The 15502-nt window shown below is 73.2% G+C and carries 13 protein-coding genes and 2 pseudogenes; 9 read left to right on the forward strand and 6 right to left on the reverse strand.

The window, feature by feature from the left end; genetic code table 11:
• From ACWC2T_RS26160 to ACWC2T_RS26170, 3 genes and pseudogenes are all read left to right on the forward strand, one after another.
• Positions 1–402 (forward strand): annotated as a pseudogene (locus tag ACWC2T_RS26160) (glucose-6-phosphate isomerase); the annotation flags it as partial.
• Between the two features lie 2 nt (positions 403–404).
• On the forward strand, positions 405–1283 hold the full coding sequence (gene gnd / locus ACWC2T_RS26165; protein WP_450672798.1) for a phosphogluconate dehydrogenase (NAD(+)-dependent, decarboxylating): 879 nt from the start codon (positions 405–407) through the stop codon (positions 1281–1283).
• A gap of 6 nt (positions 1284–1289) precedes the next feature.
• On the forward strand, positions 1290–1877 hold the full coding sequence (locus tag ACWC2T_RS26170; RefSeq protein WP_450672799.1) for a histidine phosphatase family protein: 588 nt from the start codon (positions 1290–1292) through the stop codon (positions 1875–1877).
• Between the two features lie 187 nt (positions 1878–2064).
• On the opposite strand, the gene ACWC2T_RS26175 is transcribed toward ACWC2T_RS26170, so the two are convergent.
• The 3 genes from ACWC2T_RS26175 to ACWC2T_RS26185 form a co-directional block, all read right to left on the reverse strand.
• On the reverse strand, positions 2065–3981 hold the full coding sequence (locus ACWC2T_RS26175; RefSeq protein WP_450672800.1) for an ArnT family glycosyltransferase: 1917 nt from the start codon (positions 3979–3981) through the stop codon (positions 2065–2067).
• 171 nt (positions 3982–4152) lie between these two features.
• Positions 4153–5949: a bifunctional sugar phosphate isomerase/epimerase/4-hydroxyphenylpyruvate dioxygenase family protein gene (locus ACWC2T_RS26180; RefSeq protein ID WP_450672884.1), complete on the reverse strand. Its 1797-nt coding sequence runs from the start codon at positions 5947–5949 to the stop codon at positions 4153–4155.
• Between the two features lie 14 nt (positions 5950–5963).
• Positions 5964–6857, reverse strand: coding sequence for a shikimate dehydrogenase (locus ACWC2T_RS26185; protein WP_450672801.1), 894 nt, complete (start codon positions 6855–6857; stop codon positions 5964–5966).
• Positions 6858–7022: 165 nt separating this feature from the next.
• Between ACWC2T_RS26185 and ACWC2T_RS26190 the strand changes: the two genes are divergently transcribed.
• Entirely contained in the window at positions 7023–7688 is a 666-nt protein-coding gene (locus tag ACWC2T_RS26190; protein WP_450672802.1) for a TetR family transcriptional regulator, read from the forward strand.
• Between the two features lie 207 nt (positions 7689–7895).
• Positions 7896–9254: an MFS transporter gene (locus ACWC2T_RS26195; RefSeq protein ID WP_450672803.1), complete on the forward strand. Its 1359-nt coding sequence runs from the start codon at positions 7896–7898 to the stop codon at positions 9252–9254.
• 55 nt (positions 9255–9309) lie between these two features.
• Here ACWC2T_RS26195 and ACWC2T_RS26200 read toward each other — a convergent pair whose 3' ends face one another.
• On the reverse strand, positions 9310–9651 hold the full coding sequence (locus ACWC2T_RS26200) for a VOC family protein (protein WP_450672804.1): 342 nt from the start codon (positions 9649–9651) through the stop codon (positions 9310–9312).
• A 98-nt stretch (positions 9652–9749) separates the two neighbouring features.
• Positions 9750–10346: a TetR/AcrR family transcriptional regulator gene (locus ACWC2T_RS26205; protein ID WP_450672805.1), complete on the reverse strand. Its 597-nt coding sequence runs from the start codon at positions 10344–10346 to the stop codon at positions 9750–9752.
• Positions 10347–10423: 77 nt separating this feature from the next.
• On the opposite strand from ACWC2T_RS26205, the pseudogene ACWC2T_RS26210 reads away from it, so the two are divergent.
• A pseudogene (locus ACWC2T_RS26210) lies at positions 10424–11329 on the forward strand (NAD(P)-dependent oxidoreductase); the annotation flags it as partial.
• Positions 11330–11349: 20 nt separating this feature from the next.
• Here the strand turns inward: ACWC2T_RS26210 and ACWC2T_RS26215 are convergent.
• Complete coding sequence (locus ACWC2T_RS26215) at positions 11350–11799, reverse strand: PPOX class F420-dependent oxidoreductase (protein WP_450672806.1); 450 nt, start codon at positions 11797–11799, stop codon at positions 11350–11352.
• A 90-nt stretch (positions 11800–11889) separates the two neighbouring features.
• On the opposite strand from ACWC2T_RS26215, the gene ACWC2T_RS26220 reads away from it, so the two are divergent.
• The 3 genes from ACWC2T_RS26220 to ACWC2T_RS26230 all read left to right on the forward strand — a co-directional run bounded on the left by ACWC2T_RS26220 (position 11890) and on the right by ACWC2T_RS26230 (position 15484).
• Entirely contained in the window at positions 11890–12471 is a 582-nt protein-coding gene (locus tag ACWC2T_RS26220; RefSeq protein WP_450672807.1) for a TetR/AcrR family transcriptional regulator, read from the forward strand.
• Entirely contained in the window at positions 12468–13940 is a 1473-nt protein-coding gene (locus ACWC2T_RS26225) for an MFS transporter (RefSeq protein WP_450672808.1), read from the forward strand. Before ACWC2T_RS26220 ends, ACWC2T_RS26225 begins: the two co-directional genes overlap by 4 nt.
• Positions 13941–14260: 320 nt before the next feature.
• Positions 14261–15484, forward strand: coding sequence for a serine hydrolase domain-containing protein (locus tag ACWC2T_RS26230; RefSeq protein WP_450672809.1), 1224 nt, complete (start codon positions 14261–14263; stop codon positions 15482–15484).
• Positions 15485–15502: the final 18 nt, after the last annotated feature.

Below are 15502 nucleotides of genomic sequence, written 5' to 3' on the forward strand. Positions count from 1 at the left end.
AAGGCCCAGCACGACCTGTTGATGGCCAACTTCTTCGCCCAGACCCAGGCGCTGGCCTTCGGCAAGAGTGCCGAGGAGGTCCGCGCGGAGGGCGTCCCGGAGGAGCAGGTCACCCACCGCACCTTCCGCGGCGACCACCCCACCACCACGATCCTCGCAGGCTCGCTGACCCCGTCGGTGCTAGGCCAGCTGATCGCCCTCTACGAGCACAAGGTGTTCGTGCAGGGCGCGGTGTGGAACATCGACTCCTTCGACCAGTGGGGCGTGGAACTCGGCAAGGTCCTCGCCAAGCGCGTCGAGCCCGCCCTGACCGAGGGCGCTCAGGTCCCCGGTCTCGACCCGTCCACCACGGCCCTCGTCGCCGCCTACCGCACCCTCAAGAACGCTCAGGAAGTGAACTGATCATGCAGCTCGGTCTCATCGGTCTCGGCAAGATGGGCGGCAACATGCGCGAGCGGATCCGCCGCGCCGGCCACACCGTCATCGGCTACGACCGCAACCCCGAGGTCTCCGACGTCAAGTCCCTCGCCGAACTGGTCGAGAAGCTGGACGCGCCCCGCCATGTGTGGGTGATGGTCCCGGCCGGCACCGCCACGCAGACCGTCGTCGACGAGCTCGGCGACCTGCTCGAACCCGGCGACACCGTGATCGACGGCGGCAACTCCCGCTGGACGGACGACGAGAAGCACGCCGCCGCGCTCGGCATCAAGGGCATCGGCTTCGTCGACGCCGGCGTCTCCGGCGGTGTGTGGGGTCTGCAGAACGGCTACGCGCTCATGGTCGGCGGCGACAAGGAGCACGTGGAGCCGCTGCGGCCGATCTTCGACGCGCTCAAGCCGGAGGGCCCGTACGGCTACGTCCACGCGGGCCGGGTCGGCGCCGGGCACTTCTCCAAGATGGTCCACAACGGCATCGAGTACGCGATGATGCAGGCCTACGCCGAGGGCTGGGAGCTGCTGGAGAAGGTGCACTCGGTGGAGAACGTCCGCGAGGTGTTCCGCTCCTGGCAGGAAGGGACGGTCATCCGTTCCTGGCTCCTTGACCTCGCGGTCAACGCCCTGGACGAGGACGAGCACCTTCAGAAGCTGCGCGGCTACGCGGAGGACTCCGGCGAGGGCCGCTGGACGGTCGAGGCGGCGATCGACAACGCCGTACCGCTGCCCGCGATCACCGCCTCCCTGTTCGCCCGGTTCGCCTCGCGCCAGGACGACTCCCCGCAGATGAAGATGATCGCCGCGCTGCGCAACCAGTTCGGCGGCCACGCGGTCGAGAAGAAGGACTGACCCGCCGTGGGGGACCTCCTGCTGGTCCGCCACGGTGAGACGGAGTGGAGCCGGTCGGGACAGCACACCAGCTGGACCGACCTGCCCCTGACCGAGGGCGGCGAGGAACAGGCCAAGTCCCTCGCCCCGCTCCTCACCGGCCGGACCCACGCCCTCGCGCTGGCCAGCCCGCTGGGCCGCGCGCTGCGCACCGCCGAACTGGCGGGCCTCGTCGGGGTCGTACCCGACCCCGACCTGCACGAGTGGGACTATGGCGGCTACGAGGGCGTCACCACCGTCGACATCCACCGCGCCCGCCCCGACTGGGACCTGTGGACCGACGGCGTGCCGCCCGGCCCCGAGGGGCATCCCGGCGAGTCACCCGAGGAGGTCGGAGCCCGCGCCGACCGGGTGCTGGCCCGGGTCGAGACGGCTCTGTCCGACGGGGACGTGATCCTCGTCGCCCACGCCCACTTCTTGCGCGTGCTCACCGCCCGCCGGCTGGGCCTGCCGCCCGCCGAGGGCCGGCTGTTCCAGCTGGCCACGGGCACGCTCAGCCGACTGTCCACCGAACACGGACGGCCCGTGATCGCCGAGTGGAACAGACGGCCGTAACGGCCCTTCCGCCGCGGCCCGGTTCACCCCTGGTGAGCCGGGCCGCAGTCATCCAGCAGCCGGCATCACAGGCGACCGGCGGAACCAGCACACAATGGACCGCGCTCCAGCGCAGCAGCCGGGCACGCGGCCGCCACCGCACACACGGAACGCACAGCCATGACCGCCCCACTCCCGCAACCCCGACTCACCCCCGATGAGCCTGGCCGCAGTCGTACAGCCGGTGGGACCGGTCGCGGGAGTGGTACGCGGTCGGTGGGACGAGCGCGCAGTGGGTGGCCGTCCAGCGCACCAGCCCACCGACGAGCGTGCTGCCCCGATGCCCGGCCAGGACGTCGCCTCGGGACAGGACGACGTAGCGCAGCCGGCCGGAGTCGATCAGCCGGTGGAAGCGTGCGGACGAGGGGTACGGGACCCGTCCGGTGAAGCCGCCCATGGGCATGACGTGTGCGTTCGCCGAGATGACGTAGGGCGCGGCGGACCACCAACCGGGGATCGCGGCCACATACTCGGCGCTGCCGCGGTGGGCGGTGAGGTAGGCGAGCAAGTGCCGCTGGGCGGTGTCCAGTCGGGCGAGCGGGTTGCCCGAGCGGTGGCTGCTGGGGCCGACACGGCCCAGCGAGCCGGGCTGGTTGTAGCGCGGTGACAGCGCCGACGCCGACCACGCGGCGGGCACCAGCAGGACCGCGGCCAGTCCCACGGCCAGACCCGCGGTGACCCTGCGCGGGCGGCGCCGGATCGCGGTCAGGGCCAGGCCGGCCACCGCGAGGGCGGCGGCGGCCGGGCCCGACCAGGGCAGGAAACGCGGGTACCACAGGGTCAGCGTCACGCACCAGGCAACGTTCCCGGCGAGCGCCACCGGCAGCACCCAGGCCCGCCGGCCGCCCTTCAGGGCCGCCCGCCAGGCCTGTACGACACCGGCGGCGGCGAGCGCGGCGAGCGCCACCGCGACCACGCCCATGTAGTAGGTGTGCCCGGTCACGCTGCCGAAGCTGAAGACGAGGAAGAACGTGGCCAGCCACACACCCCACAGCACCTGGCCCGCGAGCACCCGGTCCGTACGGGCGGCGCGCCGCCGCCACAGGGCCACCGCGCCGCCCGCCAGGCCGAGCGCGGCGAGCGGGTAGAGCCACCCGGTCTGCGTGGCGAGCCCCGGGCTGAACATCTTCCACACGCTGTCGCCCATGCCGGGGCCCGAACCGGCCACCCGCAGGATCTCGTTGGGTGCGACGCTGCCGGTGCCGGCCGCGTCGATACCGACCCCGTGGAAGCGGGTGAGGAAGTTGTAGCCGACGACCAGGCCGAACGCCGAGTTGTCCGTGGTGCCGTCGAGATACGGCCGAGCGGAGCCCGGGGTGAGCGTGGCCACCACCATCCACGACACCGACACCGCGAAGGTCACCGCGGCGGCGAGCGCGAGATCGCGCAGCCGGCGGCCGCGGCTCCGGGGAGCGGCGACCAGATAGGTGGCGGCCAGCGCGGGCAGCACCGCCCAGGCCTCCAGCATCTTGCACTGGAAGGCCACGCCCACCCAGAACCCGGCGAGCAGCAGCGGACCCGTCCGGCCCCGCTCGGTCGCCCGCCAGGTGGCCTCGGCGGCCAGGAGCAGCAGCAGGACGAACGGCGCGTCCTCGGTGACGGACCGTCCGAGGCCCACGGTCACCGGGGTGAGGGCCAGGAAGGCGGCCGCCAGCAGCCCGGCGGGCACGCCCGCCCACCGGCGCACCAGCACATGGAGCATGACCACCGAGGCCACGATCTCGACCGCCTGCGGCAGCACCAGCGCCCACGGGTGGAACCCGAAGACCAGGGCCGACAGGGCCTGCGGCCACAGGAAGCCGGGCAGCTTGTCGATGGTGAGGGTGTTGCCCGGGTCGAAGGAGCCGTAGAAGAACGCCACCGGGTTGTCCGTCATGCTGCGCACCGCGGCGGCGTAGAACCCGTGGTACGAGCTGTGGCCGAGGCCCCACAGGGTCAGCAGCGCGGCGAGCGCGGCTATGGCCGCCAGCACCGGACGCTCGTACCGGCTGGTGCGCGGGCGGGACGAGGCGACGCCTGGCGGCGCGCCGTCCCGGACGACCGACTGGGTGGGGGTGGTCAGCATGAACGGCCTTTCGGACTCCCGGAAACCGAGTGATCCGGGCGCAGCGCGCATACCGGATCTCGCGGGAGTATCTGCCGCCCGAGATGTACGGAGCCTGAACCGGAGCTGAACCCGGCAGAGGTCTCACCGGCCTCTCACTCCTGCGGCAAATCCGGTAAGAAGCGGGTCGGTTCAGCGCAAGGGCCGTCCCGTGTGCTGGGCCGCGAGGCGGACCGGGGCGTTCGCGGCGCCGTAGCCCTGGTAGCCGGGGTCGCGCTGGACGAGTTCGAAGAAGACCCGGCCGACGGTCTCGGTGTAGCAGTGCCGGAAGGCGCCGCCCGCGTCCCGGTCGTAGAGGATGCCGAGCTCCCGGTAGGTCTCCAGCTCGTCGTCGGTGAGGTCGTACCGGGCGGCGAGGTCGTCGTGGTAGTTGGCCGGCACCGGCAGCAGCCGGCCACCCGCGGCGCGGAAGGCGCGGGCCGCGGCGACCACGTCCTGCGTGGTCAGCGCGATGTGCGCCGCGTGCACGGTGTCGTCGGTGGGTGCCGCGCCGACGCCGAGGGCGATACGGACGCTGCCGTCGGCGTTGGTGACGGCGCGGCTGCGCATCAGGCCGTAGGGGTCGGCGAGGTCGACGCTCTCCTGGGCGGTGAGGCCGAGGACGCTGCGGTGGAAGAGCGTGGCCTCGTCGAAGTGGTGCCAGGGCTGGGTGAGGGCCAGGTGGTCGATGCGGGTGGTGCAGGGCGCCGGGGTGTCCGGCAGGTCGGCGAAGTCGGTCCGCCAGTCGGGGAGTTCACGGTCGCCGGTGGCGCAGAGGAACAGTTCGGTGCCGTCGGGGGCCGCGACGGCGTCGAGCGGGGCGTCTCCGGGGGCGCGGTGACGGGGCAGGACGGGGGCGAGCAGGGCTTCGGCGCGGCGGGCGGCAGCGGCGGGGTCCGGGGACTCCAGGCCGATCGCGGCGAGCCGGGTGCCGTCGCGGCGGGCGGTGGCGGCGGTGTTGACCAGCACGCGGGCCTCACCGCGCTGCCACAGGTCGACGGGCTTGCCGCGGTGCCGGGCGGCGCGGGTGAAGCCGAGCGCGGCGAGCAGCGCGGTGACGGGTTCGGCGTCCGGGGTGAGGAGTTCGGCGAAGGCCACCCCGGTGGGCACGACGGGCGGCGGCAGCTCGGCGGCGCCGACGGCCTCCTTCAGGAGCAGCAGGGAGCGGTGGGCGTCGACGGCGGTGGGGCCGGCGTCGGCCTGCCGGAAGACGTCGTTGAAGACCTCCAGGGACAGCGGGCCGCGGTATCCGGCGGCGAGGACGTGCCGCACCAGCCCGGCGACGTCGAAGCCGCCCTGTCCGGGGAAGCAGCGGTAGTGGCGGCTCCACTGCAGGACGTCCATCGCGAGCAGCGGGGCGTCGGCGAGCTGCAGGAAGAAGATCTTCTCGCCGGGGATGTCCGCGATGTTCTCGAGGTCCTTCGGTTCGCAGCCGCGGGAGAGGATGTGGAAGCTGTCCAGACAGACGCCGAGCGCCGGGTGGTCGGCGGCCTCGACGATCCGCCACGCATGGTCGTAGGTGTTGACATGCCGCCCCCAGGCCAGCGCCTCGTACGCCACCCGGATCCCGGACTCCTCGGCCAGCTCGGCAAGCCGGGCGAGGTGACCGGCCGCCCGCGCGTCGTCGTCCACGGCGTCCGGCGACACGCTGGAGCAGACCAGGAGGGTGTCGGCGCCGAGCCGGTTCATCAGCTCGAACTTGTGCCGGGCGCGCCGCAGATTGCGCACGAAGACCTCGTCGGGGACGCCCTCGACGTCCCGCATCGGCTGGTACAGATCGATGCTCAGCCCGAGGTCGGCGCAGCGCGCACGGATCTCCTCGGGAGCGAGCGGGCAGGCGAGGAGGTCGTTTTCGAAGATCTCCACTCCGCCGAACCCGGCCCGCGCGGCGGCGGCGAGCTTCTCGGTGAGGGTGCCGCTGAGGGAGACGGTGGCGATGGAGGTGTGCAGGCCTGTGTCGCTCGTCATCGCGCAGCACTCCCCGAGCGCTCGACGCCCGCCAGCTCCTCGAAGTCGACCAGCATCCGCTCGCTGTCCGGCTCCCGCCCCGTGAACAACCGAAACGCGTCGGCAGCCTGGAACACGGCCATCCCGCCCCCGGCCAGGACGGCGCAGCCCCGCTCCTCGGCGACCCGCAGCAGCTGTGTCCGCAGCGGCCGGTACACCACCTCCGCGACCCACAGCCCGGGATGCAGCAGCTCGGCGGGCAGCGGCAGCCCGGGATGGGCGGCCATGCCGGTGGGCGTGGCGTGGAGGAGCCCGCCGCTTCCGTCGGCCTCGCCGAGCAGCGCGGGCAACCGGTCGACTGCGGACGCCCCCGCCCGCCCGGGCCCGAAATGCCGTACCAGCGAGTCGGCCAGCGCGGCGGCCCGCTCGGGCAGCGCGTCGACGACGGTGACCCGTCCGGCGCCCAGGGTGAGCACGGCGTGGGCGACGGCCGCGCCCGCGCCGCCCGCGCCGAGCTGGACGACCCGCTCCAGCGGGGCGTCCGGCAGGCCGCGCGCGAAGGAGGCGGCGAAACCGGTCACGTCGGTGTTGTGGCCGACGGCTCGGCCGTCGTCGAAGACCACGGTGTTGACCGCGCCGAGCGCCTCGGCCCGCGGGTCGAGCGCGTCGAGGTGGTCGATGACCAGTTGCTTGCAGGGGTGGGTGATGTTCAGCCCGTCGTAGCCGAGGTCGCGGGCGGCGCGGACCAGGTCGCCGACGGCCTCCGGCACCCGCCCGAGGACGTCGAGGTCGAGGAGCCGGTAGAGGTAGCGCAGGCCCTGCCGGTCCGCCTCCCGCTGGTGCAGGGCGGGGCTGAGCGAGGAGCCGATGCCGGCCCCGATCAGCCCGACGAGATACGCGTCCTTGGCCATGTGGCCCTCCCGAGGCGGAGCTAATGTACGAACCAGTACGTTAGCTATATCAGCCGGGGCAGCCGCGCGGAAGACCCGGGCGGTCACCGGGGTCCTGCTTCTACAATCACCGGCACGCACCCAGCGAGCGCGCCGCCCAGGCGTCCACCGGCCCGAAGGACAGCGATGACCAGCGTCGAAGAACCCGTACGACCCGGGGGACGGGTGCGCGACGCGGCCCGCACCCGGGCCGAGATCCTCGACGTGGCCACCCAGGAGTTCGCGCGGGCCGGCTACGACGGGGCCCGGGTCGACGAGATAGCGGCCCGCACCCGCACCACCAAGCGGATGATCTACTACTACTTCGGCGGCAAGGAACAGCTGTTCACGGCCGTGCTGGAGCGGGCGTACGGGGTGATCCGCGAGGCCGAGCAGCAGCTGGACGTCGAACACCTGGACCCGGTCGCCGCGATCCGCCGCCTGGCCGAGCTGACCTTCGACCACCACGAGCGGCACCCGGACTTCATCCGCCTGGTCAGCATCGAGAACATCCACGGCGCCGAGCACATCGCGGCCTCCGAGAAGCTGGGGAAGATCGGTTCCCCGGCCCTGGAGGTGATCCGCCGGATCCTCACCGCGGGACAGGAGTCGGGGCTGTTCACCGCAGACGTGGACGCGGTCGACCTGCACGCGATGATCAGCTCCTTCTGCTTCTTCCGGGTCGCCAACCGGCACACCTTCGGCGCCCTGTTCGGCCGGGACCTGGTGGACCCGGGCCGGCGGGAGCACTACCGGACCATGCTCGGCGACATGGTGATCGCCTACCTGACGGCGGAGCGGGCGGTCGGCTGACGCCTGCGGGCCCGCGTTCCCGTACAGCCCCGTACGGACCTTCGCGCGGGCTCTTGACACCGGGGAAACACGAGCGCAACATCCCACCCACCACGACTAACTATCCAGTGGGTTAATTAGCAGCCGAGATCCGGCCCTCGCCCGCTCCCTCCCCTGTCGCTCACCCCGCCCTTCCGTAGGGTGGAGTCCCCCCGAAGGAGCACCGCCGTGTCCGTCCCCACCCCCGCGCCCGCCGCCGAGGCCCCGCCCGGCCAGCCCTGGAAGGCGGCGGCGGCCGCCTGGATCGGCAGCGCCCTGGAGTACTACGACTTCTTCGTCTACGGCAGCGCCGCCGCGCTGATCTTCCCGAAGGTCTTCTTCGACTCCTCCGACCCGGCGACCGCGACCCTGCTGTCGCTCGCCACCTTCGGCGTCGCCTACGCCGCCCGCCCGCTCGGCGCGCTGGTCCTCGGACACGTCGGCGACCGGCTCGGCCGCAAGAAGATCATGGTGTTCACGCTGATCCTGATGGGCCTGTCGACCTTCCTGATCGGCTGTCTGCCCACCCGTGCCCAGGCCGGCTCGCTCGCCCCGGTGCTGCTCGTGCTCTGCCGCGTGCTGCAGGGCATATCGGCGGCCGGCGAGCAGGCGAGCGCGAGTTCCATGAGCCTGGAGCACGCGCCGCCGGGCCGGCGCGGGTTCTTCACCAGCTTCACGCTCAGCGGCACCCAGGGCGGCCAGCTCATCGCCACCCTCGTCTTCATCCCCGTCTCCAGGCTCCCCGAGGACCAACTGCTGTCGTGGGGCTGGCGGGTGCCGTTCTGGCTGAGCGTCGCGGTCGCCGTCGCCGGGTACGTCATCCGGCGCCGGCTGCGCGAGACCCCGGCCTTCGCCCAGCAGGCGGCGACCGGGGGCGTGGTCCGGCTGCCGCTCGTGGTGCTGCTGCGCGAGCACTGGGCAGACGTGCTCCGGGTGATCGCGGGCGCGCTCATCGCCTCGGTCAGCACGATCTTCACGGTGTGGGCGCTGGCGTACGCCACCAGCGACGCGGTCGGCATGTCCCGTACGTTCATGCTGTGGGTGGGCGCCCTGGCCAACCTCACCGCGCTGGCCGCGATCCCGCTGTGGGCCACGCTCTCGGACCGGATCGGGCGCCGGCCGGTGTTCCTGGTCGGCGCGGTGGGCAGCGCGGCCGCGATGGCCGGCTGTCTGTGGGCGATCTCCACGGGCTCCCGCCCGCTGACCCTGGTCCTCGGGATCATCGCCTTCGGTCTCGTCTACAGCGCCGCGAACGGTGTGTGGCCGGCCTTCTACGGCGAGATGTTCGCGACCCGGGTGCGGCTGTCCGGCGTGGCCATCGGCACGCAGATCGGCTTCGCGGTGGCCGGGTTCGCGGTCACCTTCGCCGCCGAGATCGCGGGTCCGGGCGGCGACGACTGGTCGGCGGTGGCCCTGTTCACGGCCGCGCTGTGTCTCCCGCCGGCCCTGGCCGCACTCACCGCCCGCGAGACGCACAGGGTTCCGACCGAACTGCTCGGCGAGCGGGCGGGGCGGCAGGTGGAGCGGGCGGAACGGGTGACGGCCTGAGACCGGCCCGGTCCGAGGGGCGCCCGGTAGGTCCCCGGCCAGGGGGCCTGCCTGCTCAGGGTGTCGGGTGCCGCGGCTCGTACAGGGCGAGCTCGCCGCCGCCCGGCAACCGGAGCGCGGTCACCCGGCCCCAGCGGGCCTCCTCCACCGGCCGGGTGAACTCCACTCCCCGTTCGGCGAGTTCACGCTGCGTCGCGTCGAGGTCCTCGCACATCAGCATCAGCTCGTGCGCGGATTCGCCGTCGGTGGGGTGACAGGCCACCTCGGTGGGCGGCGCCCGGAAGATCAGCCATCCGTGGCCCGCGTCGACGTGCGGCCATCCGAGGGTGTCCCGCAGAAAGGCCCGATCGGCCTCCGCGTCCTGGCTGTAGAGCACCACGTGTGCACCGTTGATCACGGGCGGAGGGTAAAGCGCCGGGCGGGGCCGGACAAGCACCGACCACCCGCGAGCCGCTGCGCCGAGCGGACGCGGCGGGCACGGACCGCCCTCGGTACTCACCCACCCGGGGCCACCGCCGAGTCGAGCAGCGGCCCCAGTTCCCGTACGGCCGTGGTCAAGGGGCCGGTGTTCTGTGCGGCGCGAGCCAGCAGGATCGCGCCCTCCAGGGCGCTGATCATCAGGGTGGCCAGGGATTCGGCACGCGTGGCGGGGACGCCCATGCCGGTCAGGGCCTCGGCGAGCGGGGTCCGCCAGGTCGTGAACGCGGCGGCCACGGCCTCGCGGGTCGAGCCGTCGGCCGAGGCGCAGTCGATGGTGGCGGCGGCGACCGGACAGCCCCCGACGAAGCCGCGCGCCGCGTACTCGTCGGTCCACTGCGCGACCATCGCCGCGAAGAGACCACTCGGTGTCGGCTCCTCGAGCCCCGCGAGAAAGCGTGCGATCCGCTTGCCGGCATAGCGTCCGGCCCAGCCGACCGCCTCGTTGACCAGCTGTTCCTTCCCACCCGGGAAGTAGTGCTGGAGCGAGCCGCGCGGTGCGCCCGCGTGCGCGGCGACCTCCCGCATGCCGGTCGCGGCGACCCCGTCGCGCCGGATCAGCTGAGCCGCGCTGAAGACCATCCGCTCGCGCGGGCTGTGTCCCGTCCCGCTCATCGCCGACCTCCCGATCCTCGCCGCCTCCACCCTATGACCGGCGTCATAACGCCCGCTACTATGACAGCGGTCATAGTCGGCTGCCGGAGCGAAGGGCGGTCCCCGTGAACGTCGGTTTCATCGGTCTCGGAGTGATGGGCCGGCCCATGGCCCAGCGCCTGGCGTCCGCCGGCACTCCCCTGGTGGTCTGGAACCGGACCGCGGAACGCACCGCACCCCTGCGCGCGGCCGGGGCCACGGTCGCGGCGGACGCCGCCGAGGTGTTCGCGCGGGCGGACGTGGTGCTGCTGATGCTCGCCGACGAGACCGCCGTAGACGCCGTCCTCGGCCGGGGCACACCCGCGCTGGCGGCACGGGTCGCCGGGCGCACCGTCGTCCACATGGGCACCACCTCGCCCGAGTACTCCCACGCCCTGGAGAGCGACGTCCACGCGGCCGGCGGCCGGTACGTCGAGGCACCCGTCTCCGGGTCACGGGTCCCGGCGGAGGAGGGCCGGCTGGTGGCGATGCTGGCCGGGGAGAAGGACGCCGTGGACGCCGTACGGCCGCTGCTCGCGCCGATGTGCCGGGAGACGTTCGTGTGCGGTCCGGCGCCCGGCGCGCTGCTGATGAAACTGTCCGTCAACCTCTTCCTGATCACCCAGGTGACCGGGCTGACCGAGGCGTTCCACTTCGCCGAGCGCCAGGGCCTGGACCGGCGGCTGTTCCTGGACGTCCTCGACGCGGGCCCCATGGCCAGCGCTGTCTCCCGGATGAAGGCGCCGAAGCTGTTCGACCGGGACTTCGCGGTGCAGGCGGCCGCGCTGGACGTCCTGAAGAACAACCGGCTCATCGCCGAGGCGGCCCGCAGGGCACACCTGGCCTCACCGCTCCTCGACGTGTGCCACGCCCTGTTCGAGGAGACGGTGGCCCAGGGGTACGGCGGCGAGGACATGGTCGCCGTACTGCGGGCGATCGAGACGCGGACCGACGGGGCGCCGTAGCCGGGGGCCGGGCGCCCTGGTCAGCGCTTCGGAATGCCGTACACCCGGTCGACGCGCAGCCGCACCACCAGGCGGCGGTCGCGGACCATCGCCGCCCGGTAGTCGTCCCAGTCCGGGTGTTCGCCCTGGACGTCGCGGTAGAGGCGGATCAGTTCCTCGACGGTGTCGTCGTGCGGGTCCTCGGCGACCGGGGAGAGTTCGGCCGTGCCCTCGGCGACGGTGAACGCCCAGCGGTCGGCGCTGGTGACGTGGTAGGAGGCGCGGGGGTCGCGGCGCAGGTTGCGGGTCTTGGCGCGGTCGTCGGTGACGGAGATCCGGATGACGCGTTCGTCGGGGTAGTAGGCGTGGTTGACGTTGGACAGCTGGGGACGGCCGTCGCGCTTGAGGGTGACCAGGACGCCGGCGTCGCCTTCGGCGAGCAGTTCCAGCAGCGCGTCCTGCGCGGGGGCCGAGGTGGGGTCTTCACTCATGACACGGTCAACTCACCGGGGCGGGGCCCGCATTCCCACCCCACCGGCAGCGAGTAGACAGTGTCTACGGGTGACTGGTAGACACTGTCTATGACTGAGTCCGACATGGGGTTGCGAGAGCGTCTGGTCGACGTCGGCGTGGAGCTGCTGGCCACCGACGGGCTGCCGGCGCTGACCCTGCGGGAGATCGCCCGGCGCGCCGGCGTGTCGCACGGGGCGCCGCGCCGCCACTTCCCCACCCACCTGGAACTGCTCTCGGCCATCGCGCGCCGGGGCTTCGCCGACCTGGCCGAGCGGGTGCGGGCGGCACTCGCACCCGGCACCGCCGACCCGCGCACGCAAGTGGCGGCGCTGGCGCGGACGTACCTGGAGTTCGCCCTCGACAACCCCGGCATGTACGAACTGATGTTCCGTCACGACCTGCTGGAGAGCGGGCACCTGGGGCTGCGGGAGACCAGCCTTCCCCTGTTCCGCGTGCTCGCCGAGCTGGTCGGCGAGGTCCGGCCCGGGGCCGACGCCCGGCGCGCCGCGGGCGCCCTGTGGGCCAATCTGCACGGGATGGCGCAGCTGTGGCGCTGGCGCAGTCTTCAACTTGCCGTGGGCGAGGACGACTTCGGGCCCCTGCTGGAGACGGTGCTGCTGGCTCACCTCGGCCCGGAGGGCGGGCGGTGAACCGGCGGTGGACGCTGGCGAGCAGTGTGGCGGGCGCGGTGGTCGTCGCGCTGGACGGTACGGTCCTCACGGTCGCACAGCCCCGTCTGCAAAGCGACTTGGGGGCGTCGTTCGCCGAGGTGCAGTGGACCAGCACCGCGTATCTCGTCGCCGTGGCCGGCCTGCTGGTGTTCGCGGGGCGGCTCGGTGACCGGTACGGGCAGCAGCGGGTGTTCGCGCTCGGCATGCTGGGGTTCGGGGCGGCGTCGGCGGGGATCGCCGGCGCGCCCGGCGTGCGGTGGGTGATCGCGCTGCGGGCGGTGCAGGGAGTGTTCGGGGCGCTGCTGCAGCCGGCCACGCTGGGCATGCTGCGGGCCGCGTACCCGCCGGACCGGCTCGCCAGGCCCCTCGCCGCGCGAACCGCCGCGATCGGCCTGGCGGCGGCAGCGGGTCCGCTGGTGGGCGGGGCGCTGGTGACCGGTCTGGGCTGGCGTGCGGTGTTCTTCGTCAATGTGCTGCCCGCGCTGGCCTTCGGCCTGCCGGCGCTGCTGCGGCCGCAGGGCCCCGCCGCGGGCTCGCGGACGCCCCTGGACGTGCCGGGTGCCGTACTGCTCGCGGTGACGCTCTCCTGTCTGGTGCACGCGCTGACCGCGCGGCCCGTCTCCGGGGCGGGACTCGCCGTCGCCTCGGTCACCGCCGCGGTCCTCGTGCGGCACGAGCGGCGTACGCCGAGCCCGCTGCTGCCGCCCGCGGTCATCGGCTCGCGGGCGGCCGGGGCGGCGCTCGGCGTGCTGGTGGTGGTGTCCGCGGCCTTGTCCGGCACCCTCTTCGTGGCCACCTACCTGCTGCAACGCCGCCTCGGTCTCGACCCGTTGGCCGGTTCGCTGCGCAGTCTGCCGCTGGCGGTGCTGATGGTGGCGTCCGCCGCGCTGTGCCCGGTGCTGCTGCGCCGCTTCGGGACCCGCGGTACGACGACGGCGGCGACGGCACTGCTGGCGCTCGGCGTCCTCGTGCTGTCCGGGGCCGGCTCCACGCCCGCGCTGGGCTGTGCGTTCGCCCTGCTGGGCGCGGGCTTCGGGACGGTGATGGTGGCGGCCACCCAGGTGGTCGTACGACGGGCGGAGGTGGCGGTGGCCGGAGTGGCGGGCGGGCTGCAGCAGACGGCGCTGAACGTCGGCCCGGCCCTGGGGGTGGCCACGGCGACCGCGCTCATCGGTGCCGGGACCACAACCGCCCTGCTCGCCCTGGCGGCCGTCGCGGCGCTCGGCGTGCCCCTCGCTCGCGCGCTGCCGGGGACGGACGGCGAGGAGGGGGCAGCCGGTACAGCTGACGGCCGTGCTCCGACCGGCACGAATGCCGGGCGCACGCCCGCCGGGGGCCGGCGAGGGCCGCACGCTACGGGCGCCGGTGAGGGCCGGGCTCGGTCGCGGCCCGGCACGCCGCACACGACCGAGGAACGGCAACGACCGCACACCGCCCGGAACTGGTGAATCCGTGGCCTGCCCGGAACCAGTGAATCCCTGGCCGGCCCAGAACCGGTGACGTCCGTGGCCGGCCCGCGATCGGCACGCCACACTCCACTCTGACCCCCAACGAACGACCGCACGCCACCACGACGGGCAGCGACCGGGCCTTCCCGACCGCGCCTTGCCGACCGTGCCCTGCCGCTGTGCCGGTGGCGTCGTGTCGATCACATGCACCGGCGATGAGCGGGTGCCGGGTGGCGTTCCTGGGGACGATGGACGGTGAGGGACGGGTGCGTCACGGCGGCAGCCGGGGGCATCGCGTTCGAGGCGACCGGAGGAGAGCAATGGCACGGCTGTGGCAGGAAGTCGACCCCGATGAGGCGGGGCTGGACGTCAAGGCACTGGACCGCCTGGACCGGCACCTCGCGGACCACGTCGACCAGGGGCGGCTGCCCGGCTTTCTCGTGGCCCTTGCGCGTGGTGGCCGGGTCGCCCACCTCACCACGTACGGCCGGCGCGATGTCGCGGCCGGGCTGCCGGTCGAGGCGGACTCCCTGTGGCGGATCTACTCCATGACCAAGCCGGTCACCGCGGTCGCGGTGCTGCTGCTGGTGGAGGAGGGCAGGCTGTCCCTGGACGACCCGCTCGAACGTCATCTGCCGGCGTTCGCCGACCCGCGTGTGTACGACGGCGGTTCGGGCGCGGACCTGCGCACCCGCCCGGCCGCCGGCCCGGTCCTGATCCGGCACCTGCTCACCCACACCGCGGGCCTGACCTTCGGTTTCTACCACCGGCACCCCGTCGACGCCCGGTACCGGGAGTCCGGCCTGGAGTACTCGGTGCCGCCGGGCAAGGACCTCACCGAGACCGTCGAGGTGTACGCACGGATGCCGTTGCAGTTCGACCCGGGCACGCAGTGGAACTACTCGGTGGCCTCGAACGTGCTGGGCCGGGTGATCGAGGTGGTGTCCGGGCAGCCGCTGGACGTGTTCTTCACCGAGCGGATCCTGCGTCCGCTCGGCATGACTGACACCGGCTTCCACATCCGGCCTGAACAGGCGGACAGGCTGGCCGAGTTGTACGGGGAGACGGACGAGGGCGGGATCGAGCCGGTGCCGGGGCTGCCGGTGCACGGCCGGCCGAGGTTCCTGTCCGGCAGCGGCGGCCTGGTCTCCTCGGCGTACGACTTCCACCGGTTCATGGAAATGCTGCGCCGGGGCGGCGAACTGGACGGCGTACGGCTGCTGTCCGCGGACGCGGTCGGCATGATGACCCGCAACCAGCTGCCCGGCGGCGCGATGCTGCGCTCCTTCGGCGCCCCCGTCCACCAGGAGCCCGGCAACGACGGGCTCGGCTTCGGCTTCAACGTGTCGGTGGTCACCGACCCGTCCCGCACCCTGGCCCCCGCCGGCCTCGGCACGTACGGCTGGACCGGCGCGGCCACGACCGCGTTCTGGGTCGATCCGGCCCGCGAGGTGACGGTCCAGTTCATGACGCAGGTACGGCCGAAGACGCTGAAGATCTTCCCCGAGCTGCGGCGGCTGGTGCACGAGGCGCTGGTGGACTGACCGGCGGGGCGCCCGCCG

This window comes from Streptomyces sp. NPDC001393 (assembly GCF_053597455.1).